This window comes from Sphingomonas spermidinifaciens, assembly GCF_002351485.1.
Taxonomy (GTDB): Bacteria; Pseudomonadota; Alphaproteobacteria; order Sphingomonadales; family Sphingomonadaceae; genus Sphingomonas; species Sphingomonas spermidinifaciens.
The window spans coordinates 62,506-78,146 of sequence record NZ_NWMW01000002.1; the positions used below are offsets into that span (position 1 = coordinate 62,506).

A 15,641-nucleotide genomic window follows, 5' to 3' on the forward strand; every position below is an offset into this window, starting at 1 on the left:
AAGCATCAGCGGCGAAACGGCGCGTGGGGAGAGGCAAGTGACGAGCGAGACGGGCGCAAAGCGGGCCGGGCCGGCGCAGGGGCTGACGGTGATTGTCGCCGGCTTCCTGCCGATCCTCGCCATCGTGTCGATGTTCCCGGCGGTGCCGGCGATGATCCAGCATTTCGCGAGCGACCCCGATGCGAGCTGGAAGGTGCCGGCGATGGTGTCGGCGCCCGGCCTGACGATCGCGATCGTCGCACTGTTCGCAGGCGTCCTGGTGGACCGGTTCGGGCGGCGGCGGCTGCTGCTCGCCGCGACGCTGATCTACGGGTTCTTCGGCGCGCTCCCGTTCCTCCTCGAATCGCTCGACGCGATCTATGCCTCGCGGCTTGCGCTCGGCGTCGCCGAGGCGGTGATCCTGACGACGCTCAACACGCTGATCGCCGACTATTGGGCGGAGGACGGGCGGCGCAACTGGCTGACGCTGCAGGGGCTGGTCGGCCCCGCGCTCTCCTCGGTCATGATCTTCTTCGCCGGCAGCCTCGCCGCGTGGCGGTGGAACGGCATCTTCCTTCTTTATCTCGTCGCCTTTCCGATCTTCCTGGCGATGCTGCGCTGGATGTTCGAGCCGGCGAGTGATCTCACGGCGCGGCGAAGGCTGGGGATGGACGAGGATCGGTCGGGCTCGCGCTTTCCCTGGCCGACCGTCATTTCGATCGGCGCGCTGACGCTGTTCGCCTCGGCGCTCTATTATGTCTTCATCATCAACGGCGGTCTTGTCTGGAAGGAGCTGGGCGTCGCCGACCCGCATGCGATCGGCCAGATCAGCGCGCTGCCGACGCTGTTCATCCTCGTCGGCGCGGCGATCTTCTGGTGGATGGGCAAACGCGGGCTGTCGTCGCGGGTGCAGATCGCGACCTTCCTCGCGATCCTTGGCGGCGGCCTTGCGATCATCGGCCTCGCCGCCGACTGGCGCTGGATGATCGCGGGGATGGTGGTGCAGCAGACGGGCGCCGGCATGGCGATCCCGTCGCTGATCGCCTGGGCGCAGTCGAGGCTGCCCTTCGCGCATCGCGGGCGCGGCATGGGCGTATGGACCGCCTGCTTCTTCTTCGGCCAGTTCAGTTCGCCGCTGATCGTCAACCTCATCTCGCGCGTGACCGGCACGATGCAGGGCGCGTTCCTGGTCGCGGGGGTGCTGGGTGTCGTGGGGGCGGTTGTCGCCTTCGCGCTGCTTGGCCGGCGGGCGGACCGCGTACATGCCGTTGCGACGGCATGAGGACAGCGCTGATCCTTACGTTGCTGGTCGCGGGGACCCCCGCGGCTGCGCAGGTCCCGCGCACGATGGTCCCGACTCATGCCCGTCCGCAGCCGGGCGAGGTCGTGCTGGGCGACCCCGGGGGCCCCGACCGCGAGCAGTGGATGCTGCGCGACGGCGGCGTCGATGTGCGCAACATCACGCGACCGACGCTGACGCCGGTGCTGCCGGTCGGCCCCGGCAGCGGCGCGGCGGTGATCGTCGCGCCAGGCGGCGGCTTCCTCGGCCTCGCGATCGAGGACGAGGGGTGGAGGGTCGCGCGCTGGCTCGCCAATCACGGGGTCGCCGCGTTCGTGCTCAAATACCGCGTTCTGCCGACCCCGCGCGACCCGGCGGTCTGGCAGGACAGCCTCGCGCGGGCGATGCGCGGCGAGCGAACCGGCATCGCGCCGCCCGACGACACCCCGCCCGAGGCGCTGGCCGACGGCCTCGCCGCGCTTCGTCACGTCCGCGTGCAGGCGGGACGTTACGGCATTGACCCCGCCCGTGTCGGCTTCATGGGGTTCTCGGCGGGCGGGTTCCTGACGCGCAGCGTCGTGGCGAAGGGCGGAGCGGACGCGCCCGCCTTCGCCGCGCCCATCTATCCCAACATGAAGCCGATGGACGTCCCCGCCAACGCTCCGCCGATGTTCGTGACGATCGCCGCCGACGATTCCCTGCTCGGCCAGGCGGGCGGGTTCGGCCTGGTCGACAGCTATCGCGCGGCGGGCAAGTCGATCGAGTTCCACCTGCTCGCCGATGGCGGCCACGGGTTCGGCCTCGGCAAGCCGGGCACCGCAAGCGAGGGGTGGATCGAGGCGTTCTACCGCTGGCTCGGCGCCCGCGGATTCCTGAAGCCCGCCCGCTGACGTTCAGCGCGAGGTGCGCAGGTACGCCAGCACCATTTCGGCCAGCTCGACGCGCAGCGCGCCGAACGCCGTCTGGTCGGCGCCCTCCGCGGTCGAGCCGAGGCTGAGGTGCCGCGCCATCGTCGCGAAGATGATGTGAAAGGCGGCGAGCGCCTTTGCCGCGGGATCGGCGGCAGGCATCTCGTCGCGGAAGTGCAGCATCGCCTCGACCGCCGTCCGGGCTGACTGGGCGGCGGTCGCCTTGCCCGGCCCCGACACCGCCGGATCGAACGAGGCGCGCTGCATGACGAGGCGCAGCATCGGCGCGTGCTCGGCCAGCAGCTGTGAGTAGCGCTCGACATAGCGGGGCACGAACTCGGCCAGCGACTTTGACTGGTCCGCAACCTCGGCCAGCATCGCCGATTCGCTCGATATGATCTCGGTCAGCGCCTCGGCGATGACGGCGTGGATCAGATTGTCCTTGCTCTCGAAGCGCAGATAGATCGAGCCGATCGAGACCGCCCCGCGCTCGCTCACGTCCTGCAGCGTGAACTCCTCGCTCGCGCGTTCGAGCATCAGCTCGCGCGTCGCAGCCAGCATCCGCTCGAACGATTCGCGGCTGCGCCCCTGGCGCGGCTGTCTGGAGACGGCGCCCGCGGCAAGCTGGGCGGTGGCGGCAAGGCTGGAATTGGCGGTTGACATGCCCGCGACGTTGAAACAAATAAAAACAGAACGTCAATTCTAATTCATCTGCCGACCTTTGTTTTGATTCGAGCGGATGAGCCTGGGAGGGTCTGGCCATGCGTTTCTCTGTTTTCCTCAACGCGCGCACCATGCGACCCGAGGAGGATCGCCAGCTGATGCGCGACCTCGAGCGTCATGCCGTGAAGGCTGCCGATCAGGGTTTCTCGGCGATTTTCATGCCCGACCATCACTTTAACGGGTACATGCCGGTGGCCAGCGACAGCTTCGTCTTCGCGGCGTATCTCGCCGCCAAGCTCCCGCACATGCATTTCGGCTTTTCGGTGGTGTCGGTGCCGCTCCACCATCCGGTACGCTTTGTCGAGCGGATCAACATCCTCGACCAGCTGACCGACGGCAAGCTGCTGGTCGGGATCGGCTCGGGCACTACGCCCGAGGAGATGATCGGCTTCGGCGTCAACTATAAGGACGCGGGCGCCGTCGCCGAGAAGAACCTCGAGCTCGCCGAGGCGCTTTGGTCGAAGGCGATGGAGGATCCCGCGATCGTCATCGATAACGGCCCGCACCAGGGCCGCGTGCTGCAGCGCATCGCGCCGGCGAACTACACGCCGCGCCACGCGCGGCTGATGCCGGTCGCCATGAAGGAGGCGAGCATGCGCCGCGCGGCCGACAATGCGTGGCCGGCGTTCATTCCCGCCTTCACCCCGCCGAAGATCGGCGGGACCGAGCCGTTCGTCCATGTGAAGAAGTATTTCGACGCCTACCACGATGCGCTCACTGCCGCCGGCCATTCGGACGAGGCGGTCACGGCGGCGCTCGATTGGACGACGCACACCTATCAGTGCGTCCATGTCGCCGAGAGCGACGACCAGGCGCGTGAGGAGCTGGAGGTCATCCTGCGCGCCTATCAGGACGCGATCGAACGCGAGGCCGAGTTCAATGCCCGCGCCGAGAGCGACGACGCCAATAAGAAGACGGATCGCACGCCCAATGCGCTGACCGACGACTGGATCGGTACCTGGTGCCTTTACGGCTCGCCCGAGACGGTGATCGAGCATCTCGAGCCCTACCGCGACCTCGGCATCGGCAACATCCTGTGCGGGACGACGACCGGGCCACTGACCGAGGAGCGGCTGCGGCTGGCTGACCAGACGCTCGACCTGCTGTCGCAAAAAGTGATGCCCGCGCTCGCCAAGTCGCCGGTCGCCGCCTGATGCGGGTCGTCGGCATCGGCGGCACGCTGCGTGCCGGCTCGTCGAGCGAGCGGCTCGCGCGGGCGGTGCTCGCCGCGTGCGGGCGGCGGGGCGCGGAGGTGCGGATGTTCGACGGCCCGCATCTCGCCCGGCTGCCGCATTTCGATCCCGGAGCGCCCGACCGCTCGCCGGCCGAGGCCGAGCTGGTCGAGGCGGTGCGCAGCTGCAACGCGCTCGTCATCGCCTCGCCCGGCTATCACGGCGGCGTCTCGGGGCTCGTCAAGAACGCGATCGACCTGCTCGAGGACCTGCGCGTCGATTCGCGGCCCTATTTCGACGGGCGGCCCGTCGGGCTGATCGTGTCGGCGGCGGGATGGCAGGCGGGCGGCGTCACGCTCGCGGCGCTGCGCGGCATCGTGCACGCGATGCGCGGCTGGCCGACGCCGATCGGGCTGGCGGTCAACAGTATCGAACAACAGCCTTTTGACGCTCAAGGCGCGCTGGCCGACCCCGGCATCTCCGCCGCTGTCGAGGCGATGGCCGACCAGCTGACGCAAGGTGTGCGCCCCGGCGCTTGACAGCAAAACAAAACGAACTAGAACAATAATTCTATTAACTAAGCGCCGGCCCATTCGAATCGGCGCAGTTAGGGGAGGGTTACATGGCTCGATTCTCGAAGAAGTGCGTCCTGCTCGCAGGGTGCGGCCTGATGGCGGTGGCGACGCCCGCGCTGGCGCAGGACGTCCCGCCTGCCCCGGCCGACTCGCCGGCCGCCGAGGAGATCATCGTCACCGCGCAGAACCGCGCCGAACGTGTCGAGGACGTGCCGATCGCGATCGACGTGGTGGGCGCGGAGGCGATCGCCCAGGCCGGCGTCACCGACTTCCGCGAGGTCGAGCGGATTGCCCCCGTTCTCCAGATCACCCAGGATTCACAATATACCCGCGTCGCGGTCCGCGGCGTCGGCACCAATTCGAACGACGAGGCGCAGGACCAGTCGATCGCCATCAACATCGACGGCGAATATCTGAACCGCCCGAACATCCTCAACGTCTCGCTGTTCGACCTCGACCGGGTCGAGGTGCTGCGCGGCCCGCAAGGCACGCTCTACGGCCGCAACGCGACGGGCGGCGCGATCAACTTCATCACGCGCAAGCCGGGCAAGGACTTCGGCGTCAACCTGAATGCCAGCTATGGCAACTACAACGCCTTCACCGTCGAGGGCGGCGTCGATGTGCCGTTCGGCGACTTCGGCGGGCTGCGCCTGTCGGGCATCTATACCGACCGTGACGGCTATTTCTATCATCCCAACATCGACGCGCGCAGCGGATCGGCCGGGACCAAGGGCGGCCGTGCCAGCCTTCGCCTGACGCCGGTATCGGGGCTGACGGTCGACCTGGTCGGCGAATATGTCGAGATCGACAACATCATCCCCGCCTTCGCCGCGGTTAACGTCAATCAGGGCGGCCGTGCGCCGGGCGCGGGCTGTTCGGGCATCGGCTGGACGGAAGTCGCGCCGCTGACGCCGGGGACGCAGTGCATCCCGACGGGCACCAGCTATCTTCAGACGATCGACCGCAAGACCTATGATGCGCCGCTGTCGGGCCTCAGCCCCAACCACATCGAATCGACCGCGATCCGTGGCCGGCTCCAGTACGACTTCGGCGCGGCGACCTTCACCTATACCGGCGGCTATCGCGACAGTGCGCAGGCGACGCAGCAGTCGCTGCCCCCGGCTTACGAGTTCCTAGAGTTCGGCAACAATGTCGAGACGCAGAGCCACGAGATCCGGCTGAACGGCAACAACCCGGCGGGCGGTTTCCAGTGGCAGGTCGGCGGCTTCTACTTCCAGGAGAAGCTCGACAATGTCCGCGGCCTGTTCAACCGCTTCATCGGACCCAACGGCAGCTTCATCAACTTCTTCACCCGCGACAGCGAGATCAAGAGCTATGCCGCGTTCGGCCAGGTCGATGTGCCGATCACCGAGCAGCTGACCGCGGTGGGCGGCATCCGCTACACCAGCGACGACCGGACGGGCGTGTTCGGCAATTACGGCTTCGTCTTCAACTCGGGCCGAGTCGACCAGACGACCGTGCGGCCCGCCCCTTCGGTCCTGACGCCCGAGGCGAAGGGTGAGAAGGTGACGTGGCTGGCGGGCCTCAACTACAAGCCCAACCAAGACACGCTGATCTACGGCAAGGTCTCGACCGGCTACAAGGCGGGTGGGTTCGACAGCGTCGGGTCCTACGACCCGGAGAGCAACACTGCCTATGAAGTCGGCGGCAAGTTCGGAATCGGACCGCACCAGATCAACACCTCGGCCTTCTATTACGACTACAAGGATCTGCAGGCGTCGGTGCTGCTCAACCCGGCGGTCGGCGGCCAGATCTTCAACGCCGGCAAGGCGACGATCTGGGGCATTGAGGTCGAGGGCAATTTCAAGCTGTCGCGGAACGACACCTTCAGCGCGACCTTCAACTATCTGAATGCCAAGTATGACGACCTGCTTGCCGCCTACACGGTGTTCTGCGTGGGCTGTGCCGCCACGTCGGTCGGCGATCTCGACAACAATCCCGCCACGGTTACTCAACCCAACCTGGCCGGCAACAAGCTGCCGCAGAGCCCCGATGTCATCATCACCCTGGGCTACGACCATGTCTTCGACCTGGGCAGCGCCGGCACGCTGACCGCGAGCGCCTTCTCGCGGTTCAAGAGCGACTATTTCCTCGACATCTTCAACTATAATGACAGCCGCCAGCGCGGTTTCAGCCAGACCGACCTGACGCTGATCTATCGCCCGACCAGCGAGAAATTCAGCATCCAGGCGTTCGTCCGCAATCTCGAGGACGCGCAGCCGCTGGCGTTCGGTACTTTCGTGGCGGCGGGCCCCGACGACATCTACAACTGGAGCTTCGGCGCGCCGCGTACCTACGGCGTCCGCCTAACCGTCGACTACTGATCCCGTACTGGGGCGCCGCTCATCCTCGCGGCGCCCCGCTTTTCTTCTGGGAGTGATTGCGTGAAGCTTTCTGCGTGCATCGAATGGCAGTTCGCTGAGGGGAACGAGGGGCTGGGCGACCGCATCCGCGCTGCACACGCGGCCGGGCTCGACCATGCCGAGTTCCATCTCTGGCGCGACAAGGACATGGCGGGCGTGGCCGAAGCGCTGGCCGAAACCGGCGTCACCCTCACCGGGTTCTGCGTCGACCCGCGCCGCTCGATCGTCGATCCGGCGCAGCATGAAGAGTTTCTGGGCGCGGTCCGCGACACGCTCGCCGCAGCGCAAAAGGTGGGGTCTCCGCCGCTGATCGTCGCCTCGGGCTTCAATCGGGAGGGCGTGAGCCCCAACGAACATTTCGCCGAGGCGGTGAAGGCCCTGCGCGCCGCCGCCGATCTGGCCGAGGCTGCCGGCGTGACGCTGGTGCTCGAGCCGCTCAACGACCGGATCGACCATCCGGGCATGTACCTCGTCTCGACGACGCTCGGCCTCGACCTGATCGAGGCGGTGGGCAGCCCGCGCCTCCGCCTCCTCTACGACGTCTATCACAGCCGCGTGATGGGCGAGGACATGAAGGCGGTGCTCGCCGGCCGCATCCATCTGGTCGAGCATGTCCAGGTGGCCGACCTGCCCGGCCGCAACGAGCCGGGGACAGGCGACCTCGACTTCGCCGCGATCGTCGCCGACCTGCGTGCGCTGGGGTACGAGCGCGCGATCGGCCTCGAATACCGGCCGACGCTGCCCGCCGAGGCGTCGCTCGCCCAGACACGCGATGCGCTCGGCCTCTGACATGACGCAGAAGCTGAGCCTCACCGAGCGGCTCAGCTACGGCTTCGGCGATTTTGGCTACAGCCTCGCCTACAACATGGCGGGGGCGTTCCTCCTTTATTACTACACCAACGTCGCAAAGCTTCCCGCGGCGGCGGTGGGAACGATCTTCCTCGCCGCCCGCCTGCTCGATGCGGTGATCGACATCCTCGTCGGCATCGCCGTCGACAAGACCCGGTCGCGCTGGGGGCGGACGCGCCCCTATTTCCTGTTCACCGCCGTCCCCTATGCGGTCGTGGTCGTGCTGCTGTTCAACGTGCCCGACGGCAGCGAGACGATGCGGCTCATCTACGCTTTCCTCACGTTCAAGGCGCTCGGCATCCTCATGTCGCTGGGGTCGATCCCTTATACCGCGCTGTTGCCGATGATGACGCTCGACACGGGCGAACGGCTGAAGCTCAGCGGCATGCGTTCGATCGGCACGTCGGTATCGGTAATCCTCGGCACCGCGGCGACGATGCCGCTCGTCGGGCTGTTCGGCGGCGGCGACGAGCAGCGCGGGTTTCTTGCGACGGCGACTCTGTTCGCCGGGTTGTCGCTGGTGGCGCTGTTCATGCTGTTCCGCAACTGCCGCGAGCGGTTCGACGACAACGCCTCGCCGCGGTTCGCCGTCCTCCCGGCGATCGGCCAGATGCTGCGCAATCGCGCGTGGGGCGTCTGCTTCGGCTTTACGCTGCTCTATTTCGTTCGCTTTGGCACGATGATCTCGCTCACCGCCTTCTTCGCGGTCGAGGTTTTGGGGCGGCCGTGGATGATCTCGATCCTGCTGCCCGCGATTTCGGGCATGCTGCTGCTCGCCGCCTTTATCGCGCCGCCGATCCTCGCGCGCACGGGGCTGCGCAAGGGGTGCCTGGGCGCCATCCTCATCTCGATCGCGCTGTTCGCGCTGCTGCCGCTGACCGAGGCGTCGCCGCCCGCATTCATCGCCGTCTATCTCGCTGCGTCGGTCGCGACGTCGGTGACAATCACCGGCATCTTCACGATGGCGGCGGAGGCGGTCGATTATCACGAGGCCGAGTTCGGGACGCGCAACGAGGGGCTGCTGTCCTCGGGCATCAGCCTCGCCACCAAGATCGGCATGGCGGTGGGGACGGCGGCGATCGCCTATTCGCTGGGACTTGCCGGTTATGTCCCCGGCGGCGTGACCGAGACCGCACGCGAGACAATCCGCTGGTCCTATTATGGCTGGCCCATCGTGCTCCTCGCGCTCCAGGCGGGCGTCATCCTGCTCTGGCCCACGGTGCGGCGTCCCGCCGCGACCCTCGCTACCGCTTGATCCGGAGAAGACCGATGAAGCTCCTCGCCCTGCCGCTCCTCCTGTCCGCAATGCAGCACGTGCCCGTCGCCGAGATCCCCAAGATGCCCGGCAACAAGCCCTATGCTCCGCCAGAGACGGTGCAGCGCGTCGTCACGCCCGTCGATCCCAAGGAAGCGCGGCTCCGCGTCCTCATCATCAGCGGCCAGAACAGCTACGAGCATGACTGGACCGGGGTGAACAATCAGCTGCGCACGATGATGAAGGACACCGGCCGCTTCGACGTGCGCGTGACCGAGGATTTCGACGACGGCACGCTGGCGATGCTGAAGAAATACGACGTCGTGCTGCTCAACTACGCCAGCCGCTGGAACTATGGCGACAAGGAACAGCATCTCTGGTCGCCGGGCGCGTTCAAGGCGCTCTATGACTATGTGCGGGAGGGCGGCGGCCTCGTTGCCTTCCACTCGAGCTTCACCTGGGGCCGTGACATTCCCGAATATAAACGGCTGCTCGGCGCGGTGATGGTGCCGGGCGAGAGCCGCCGCTCGCCGCCCGACGCGTTTCGCGTGAAGATCGAGACGCAGGCGCACCCCGTCACCGCGGGGCTGCGCCCGTACATCTGGAGCTTCATGGAGGACAAATACACCAACATGTCCTTCGACCCCGCGGCGAAGGTGACGGTGCTCGCGACCGCGTTCGACGACGCCGCCGATTACGTGCCCGAAAAGGCGGGACCGAAATACGATTACGAGGCGTACAAGGCCGCCAACGTCGCCCGGATGAAGGGGATGAACGCGCCCAATCCGGTCGTCTGGACGCAGGACTATGGCAAGGGCCGCGTCTTCTCGATCACGCTCGGCCACGGGCCCGACACGCTCCAGTTCGACGGGGTGCGGACGCTGGTGACGCGCGGGGCCGAATGGGCGGCAACGGGCAAGGTGACAATCCCGGCGCTCGACAAGGCCTCGGGCTTCGACATTCCGGCGGCCTACCGCACCGAGAAGTAGCGCCGCGAGAGCCACGCGACGGAACCGAGCGCGGCGATCAGCACCGCGTTCTGTGGCAGTGCCTGCGCCTCGCCCGCGCCGGCATGGACCGCGGCGGCGACGAGCTGATTGGCGATCAGGATCATCGCCGCCGCCCCGCCGATCCGCGTATGGCCCGGTGCGAGGCCGGCGAGCAGCAGCAGCGCGCAAAGGATCTCGCTCACCCCAACCGCGCTGCCGAGCGGCTCGGAATCCGGACCGTCCATGCGCCGTGCTGCGCCAGCAGGCCAAGCGGCGCGCTCGCCTTCATCCAGCCGACGAAGCCGAAAAGGCGGCGAGCGGCAGCGACAGGAGGATGCGCAGCAACATCATCATTTCTTCGCTCTCCGCTTGACCGTCGCGCCCCGATATAGAATATAGGTTCTAATTGAGATGGGGAGAGGAGTCGAGCGGTCGGGCGCGTGAGCGCCTCATCCCGCCATGCCAAAACCCATGCTCGGTGAGGGTGCGCCGCCGGCGGCCCGCCTCCTGCGGCAATGCCGCGCATCGACGAGGGAATGGCCATGGCCGAGATCAAGCGGGGCGTCAGCCTCTACAGCTTTCAGAACGACACCTTTCAGGGGAAGATGACCCTGGAGGACTGCATCCGCACCTGTGCCGACATGGGCGCCAAGGGCATCGAGATCATCGGCGAGCAGACCTTCTGGGGCTGGCCGGAGGTCGGCGTCGATCAGGCAAAGGTCGAGGAGTGGCACCGCCTGATCAAGCAGTATGACTGCGTGCCCGTCAGCCACGACTTCATGCTCGACTACAAGCGCTACAAGGGCCGCGAGATGCCCTTCGACGAGCAGGTCGCGAGCGTGAAGAAGGACATCGATTTCGGTGCGCTGCTCGGCATGAAGTATATCCGCGCGCTCGTCTCGATCGCGCCCGAGGTGCTGGTCGCCGCGGCGCCCTATGCCGAGGAGAAGGGCATCACGATCCTGATCGAGGTCCACGCGCCGCTGCACTTCGACCATCCCTGGATCGTCCGCCATGCCGAGGCCTTCGAGAAGTCGGGCTCGGATGCGCTTGGCTTCCTCCCCGACATGGGCATGTTCCTTTTCAAGTTCCCGCGCGTGTGGAAGGCCAAGTTCGAGCGGATCGGCGTGCCCAAGCACATCGCCGACTATATCGAGAAAGCTTACGAGGACCGCGTCCTCAGCGAGTACGTCATCCTCAACGTCCGCGAGATGGGCGGGCAGGGGCCGGCGATCGCGATGGCCGAGACGCTGCGCCACAATGCCGCGTTCGAGCCCAAGCGGATGCTCGACTACATGCCGCGCATCCACAACATCCACGGCAAGTTCTACGAGATGGACGCCGATCTCTACGAGCCGTCGATCCCTTATGACGAGATCGTCCGCGTGCTCCAGAAGGGCGGGTACGACGGCTACATCTGCTCGGAGTACGAGGGCAATCGCTGGATCGAGGACGTCGAGGAGCCCGATTCGGTCGAGCAGGTCCGCCGCCAGCAGGAAATGCTCAAGCGCCTGATCGGCGAACCCACCCCCACCGCACTCGCCGCCTGAAAGGATCAGCGCCATGATGGACAACAAGATGATCTGCGTCGACGGCTTCGAGAATGTCGTCGAGGGCGGCGAGACGACCGGCTTCGCGTTCCTGGGGCGGCTGCCCTATTATCGCGGTCTCGGCCTTTCGATGGTCGAGGATATCGCCGTCGCCGTGGATGGCGAGGCGGTCGCGCGCGAGGATGTGCGCTTCTCGGTGCGTGGCAAAACCTACACGCTCGACGAGATGGAAACGGTTTATGACGACCGTTGGAACTTCGGCGAGAAGGCGCGCATCATCGTGCTGCGCGCGGGCGGGCTGACGCCGGGCAAGCACCGGATCGAGTTCGCCGTGCGGATGCGCGTTTCCTACCTGCCCTTCGTGCCGACGACGAAGGATGCAAAGGAACTCGACCTCGCCGCCTGACGGCAAGCAAGGCGCCCCGCCCGGCAAGGGCGGGGCGCTTTTTTCATGGAAATGACGATGCGCGATCCGACGATCGAGGATATGACCCGCCTGACCGCGGGCGCGGCGATGTGGGCGAGCCACGCGCTTCCCGAGGCGGGCATCCCCGCCTTCACGATGAGCGACGGGCCGATGGGCATCGCGTCCGGCCACGTCGACGAGCGCGACATCGCCCGGCTCAGCCCCTGCGCGACGGCACTCGGCGCGAGCTTCGACACCGACCTCGTCCAGCGGATCGGCGCGCTCGTCGGCAGCGAGGCGGCGGCGCGCGGCGTCGATGCAGTGCTCGCCCCCAACATCAACCTTGCGCGCAGCCCGCTCGCCGGCCGCGCCTTCGAATATTTCGGCGAGGATCCGCTCCATGCCGGCATCCTCGGTGCCGCCTGGATCACCGGGTTGCAGTCGACGGGGACCGGGTCGGTCGCCAAGCATCTGGTCTGCAACGACAGCGAGACCGAGCGCGACACGCTCGACGTCCGCATCGACGAGCGGACGCTGCGCGAGGTCTATCTCCTCCCGTTCGAGTTCGCGGCGCGCGCGGGCTGCGTGGGCATGCTGGCCGCCTACAACAAGGTGAACGGCGATTGGTGCGCCGAGCAGACGCACATCATCACCGAGGTGGTGAAGGGCGCGTGGGGCTATGACGGCCTTGTCATGTCCGACTGGTTCGGCACGCACTCGACCGCGCCGACGCTCAATGCGGGCCTCGATCTGGAGATGCCGGGGCCGGCGCGCTTCCTCGGCTTCAAGGCGGACGAAGCCGTCGCTGCCGGCGAAGTTCCGCCCACGCGCGTCGCCGACGCGGCCGAGCGGATCGCGCGCGCCGCGAAGCGCGTCACCGGCGCCAAGACTCAGCCCTATACCGACGACGAAACGCGCGACCTGCTGGTCGAAGCCGCGGCGGCGGGGTTCGTGCTCCTCAAGAATGACGGGCTGCTGCCGCTCGCGCCGGGCAGGCGGATTGCGGTGATCGGCCCCAATGCCGCGGCGCCGTGCTTCCAAGGCGGCACCTTCGCCAAGATCTCGGTGTCGCCCGACCTGCCGAGCCCGGCACAGGCGATCGCCGCGCGCTATGGCGCGGACAAGGTGACGTTCGAGGCGGGCGTCGATCCCGCGCCTCGACTGCCCGGCATGCCCGTGACCCCCGCGCGCGACATCGGCGACGGCTGCACCCGCGGCATGACGCTCGACTATTTCGCGAGCGACGACTGCACTGGCGAGCCGCTGACCAGCGAGACGCGCGCGACCAACTCGCTGGTCTGGTTCGTCGGCGTGCATGAGCAGGGGCCGTTCGACAAGGGCGGATCGGTGCGCGCGAGCGGCGTGTTCACCCCCGAGCAGAGTGGGCCGCACCGCTTCTATCTGGGCGCGACGGGGGAGGCGCGGCTGACCGTCGATGGCGAACCGATCGTTTCGACAGGCGCGACGCTCGCCAAGGACGTGATGGGGAAGCTCAAGTCCGGCGACGCCGAAACCGGCGGAGTGGTGCTCGAAGCGGGGAAGCCCGTCCGCATCGTCGCCGAGTTCGCCTATGCCCCCGCCCGCGTCCACGGCCTGTGGTACGGCGTGCGCGGGCCGGACAGCCGCGAGGCGATGCTGGCGCGTGCCGAAGCCGCCGCGCGGGACGCGGAGGCGGTGCTGCTGTTCGTCGGCGAAACCTCCGATTCGAGCGTCGAGAGCAAGGACCGGCCCGACACCCGCCTCGCCCCCGAACAGGCCGAGCTCGTCGCGCGCGTCCTCGCCGCCAATCCGCGCACCGCGATCGTCGCCAATATCGGCCACGCCTTCGACGCGAGCTGGGCCGAGGGCGCCGCCGCGCTGATCGCCGCCTGGTATCCGGGCGAGGGCTTTGCCGAGGCGATAGCGCAGGTGCTGGCGGGCGACCGCGAGCCCGGCGGACGGATGCCCGTGTCGATCGCGTGCGCGGAGGCCGACTATCCCGCCTTCGGCCTCAAGCCAGGCGAGGGCGGGCGGCTGTCCTATGAGGAGGGAACACGGATCGGCTATCGCGGCCTCATCGCCAACGGCACGCCGGCACGGCACTCGTTCGGCAGCGGCGAGGGCTATACGCGCTTCGACTGGGCCGAAGCGGCAGTCGAGGGTGGTGGAGTGGCCGTCACCGTGCGCAACATCGGCGACCGCGCGGGCAGCGAAATCGTCCAGCTCTATCGCGACACGCCCGAGCCGACCCTGGTCGGATTCGCCAAGGTCCACCTCCAGCCCGGCGAGGAACGCCGCATTTCCATCGCGCTCGCCGCCCGCCGGTTCATGATCTGGGGCGAAGGGGGCTGGACGCCGATCGGTCGCACTCTAAACCTGCGCGTCGCACGGCATGCCGAGGACCCCGGCATGCCGCTCACCGCCGCGTTCGCCGACCTGGACGACGCGGCTCTTTAGGGAGAGGCGAATGGCGCGGTTGCGCATGGGTATGATCGGCGGCGGACCGGGGGCGTTCATCGGCCCCGTTCACCGCATCGCCGCCGAGCTCGATCGGGAGATCGAGCTGGTGGCCGGCGTGTTTTCCTCCGATGCCGGACGCTCGCGGGCGGGGGGCGAGGCGTACCGGATCGATCCGGACCGCGCCTATCCGTCGCTCGATGCGATGTTCGCCGCGGAGAAGGCGCGGGAAGACGGCATCGACTTCGTCGCGATCGTCAGCCCCAACCACCACCACCTCCCCGCCGCGAAGGCTGCGCTGGAGGCCGGCTATCCGGTGCTCAGCGACAAGCCGATGACCGCGACGCTTGCCGAGGCGAAGGAGCTGGGCGGCGTGGTGGCGCAGGCGGGGCTGCCCTATGGCCTCAGCTACACCTATTCGGGCTATCCGCTGGTGCGCGAGGCGCGTGCGCGCGTCGCCGCGGGTGCGATTGGTAGCGTTCGCAAGGTCGTGGTCGAATATCCGCAGGGCTGGCTCGCGGGCGAGGCGACGGGAAAGCAGGCCGAATGGCGCGTCGATCCGGCCAAATCGGGCGCGGGCGGCTGTATCGGTGACATCGGCGTCCACGCCTTCCACCTCGCCGAGTTCATCACCGGTCTTCGCGTGACCGAGCTGCTCGCGGACCTCGCCGCCGTGGTGCCGGGCCGCGCGCTCGACGACGACTGCACGGTGCTGCTCCGCTTCGACAATGGCGCGCGCGGCGTGCTGCTGGCCAGCCAGATCGAGGTGGGCGAGCTGAATGGCCTGCGCATCCGGCTTTATGGCGAAAAGGGCGGGCTGATCTGGCGGCAGGAAACGCCGAACGAGCTGACCTTCCACTCGATCGACGGCTCGACGCAGGTGATCCGTGCCGGCGATGCGGCGATCGGCCCCGATGCGCGCGCGGCGACGCGTACGCCCGGCGGCCATCCCGAGGGCTATCTGGAGGCGTTCGCCAACCTCTATCGCGACTTTGCCAAGCAGCTGCGCGGCGAGCCCGGCTCGCTGATCCCCGGCATCGACGACGGGCTTCGCGGCATGGCGTTCATCGACACCGCCGTCCGGGCCAGCGCCGACCGCGCCGGCTGGACCGTGCTTCAGGTTTGAGGAGTAGGAT

The 15,641-nt window shown here is 67.7% G+C and carries 14 protein-coding genes; 12 read left to right on the top strand and 2 right to left on the bottom strand.

Features of this window, described 5'->3' with window-relative positions; translation table 11 throughout:
* Positions 1–37: 37 nt before the first annotated feature.
* Entirely contained in the window at positions 38–1,261 is a 1,224-nt protein-coding gene (locus COC42_RS10390) for an MFS transporter (protein ID WP_096343286.1), read from the top strand.
* Positions 1,258–2,148: an alpha/beta hydrolase gene (locus tag COC42_RS10395; protein WP_096343287.1), complete on the top strand. Its 891-nt coding sequence runs from the start codon at positions 1,258–1,260 to the stop codon at positions 2,146–2,148. The genes COC42_RS10390 and COC42_RS10395 overlap by 4 nt, the downstream gene beginning before the upstream one ends.
* A gap of 3 nt (positions 2,149–2,151) precedes the next feature.
* On the opposite strand, the gene COC42_RS10400 is transcribed toward COC42_RS10395, so the two are convergent.
* Positions 2,152–2,829 carry a TetR/AcrR family transcriptional regulator gene (locus COC42_RS10400; RefSeq protein WP_096343288.1) on the bottom strand — a complete coding sequence of 226 codons (678 nt, stop codon included), beginning with the start codon at positions 2,827–2,829 and terminating at the stop codon, positions 2,152–2,154.
* 98 nt (positions 2,830–2,927) lie between these two features.
* Between COC42_RS10400 and COC42_RS10405 the strand changes: the two genes are divergently transcribed.
* The 6 genes from COC42_RS10405 to COC42_RS10430 all read left to right on the top strand — a co-directional run bounded on the left by COC42_RS10405 (position 2,928) and on the right by COC42_RS10430 (position 10,113).
* On the top strand, positions 2,928–4,043 hold the full coding sequence (locus COC42_RS10405; protein ID WP_096343289.1) for an LLM class flavin-dependent oxidoreductase: 1,116 nt from the start codon (positions 2,928–2,930) through the stop codon (positions 4,041–4,043).
* A complete protein-coding gene (locus COC42_RS10410) occupies positions 4,043–4,600 on the top strand; it encodes an NADPH-dependent FMN reductase (protein ID WP_096343290.1) in 558 nt (185 codons plus the stop codon). The genes COC42_RS10405 and COC42_RS10410 overlap by 1 nt, the downstream gene beginning before the upstream one ends.
* 83 nt (positions 4,601–4,683) lie before the next feature.
* Complete coding sequence (locus COC42_RS10415; protein WP_096343291.1) at positions 4,684–6,981, top strand: TonB-dependent receptor; 2,298 nt, start codon at positions 4,684–4,686, stop codon at positions 6,979–6,981.
* A 60-nt stretch (positions 6,982–7,041) separates the two neighbouring features.
* Complete coding sequence (locus COC42_RS10420) at positions 7,042–7,809, top strand: TIM barrel protein (protein WP_096343292.1); 768 nt, start codon at positions 7,042–7,044, stop codon at positions 7,807–7,809.
* Between the two features lies 1 nt (position 7,810).
* The gene (locus tag COC42_RS10425) at positions 7,811–9,124 is read left to right on the top strand and encodes an MFS transporter (RefSeq protein WP_096343293.1); all 1,314 of its coding nucleotides are present in this window, start codon (positions 7,811–7,813) and stop codon (positions 9,122–9,124) included.
* Between the two features lie 14 nt (positions 9,125–9,138).
* Positions 9,139–10,113: a ThuA domain-containing protein gene (locus COC42_RS10430; protein ID WP_245844040.1), complete on the top strand. Its 975-nt coding sequence runs from the start codon at positions 9,139–9,141 to the stop codon at positions 10,111–10,113.
* Here the strand turns inward: COC42_RS10430 and COC42_RS10435 are convergent.
* Positions 10,095–10,358, bottom strand: a complete 264-nt coding sequence (locus COC42_RS10435; RefSeq protein ID WP_096343294.1) for a DoxX family protein — start codon at positions 10,356–10,358, stop codon at positions 10,095–10,097. The two genes, COC42_RS10430 and COC42_RS10435, sit on opposite strands and share 19 nt — an antisense overlap.
* 297 nt (positions 10,359–10,655) lie before the next feature.
* On the opposite strand from COC42_RS10435, the gene COC42_RS10440 reads away from it, so the two are divergent.
* Genes COC42_RS10440 through COC42_RS10455 form a run of 4 tightly spaced genes read left to right on the top strand, consistent with a single transcriptional unit; the run spans position 10,656 to position 15,631 of the window.
* On the top strand, positions 10,656–11,663 hold the full coding sequence (locus COC42_RS10440) for a sugar phosphate isomerase/epimerase family protein (RefSeq protein ID WP_096343295.1): 1,008 nt from the start codon (positions 10,656–10,658) through the stop codon (positions 11,661–11,663).
* 13 nt (positions 11,664–11,676) lie between these two features.
* Positions 11,677–12,069, top strand: coding sequence for a C-glycoside deglycosidase beta subunit domain-containing protein (locus tag COC42_RS10445; protein WP_096343296.1), 393 nt, complete (start codon positions 11,677–11,679; stop codon positions 12,067–12,069).
* A 57-nt stretch (positions 12,070–12,126) separates the two neighbouring features.
* Entirely contained in the window at positions 12,127–14,505 is a 2,379-nt protein-coding gene (locus COC42_RS10450) for a beta-glucosidase (protein WP_096344133.1), read from the top strand.
* A 10-nt stretch (positions 14,506–14,515) separates the two neighbouring features.
* Positions 14,516–15,631 carry a Gfo/Idh/MocA family protein gene (locus COC42_RS10455; protein ID WP_096343297.1) on the top strand — a complete coding sequence of 372 codons (1,116 nt, stop codon included), beginning with the start codon at positions 14,516–14,518 and terminating at the stop codon, positions 15,629–15,631.
* Positions 15,632–15,641 lie beyond the last annotated feature (10 nt).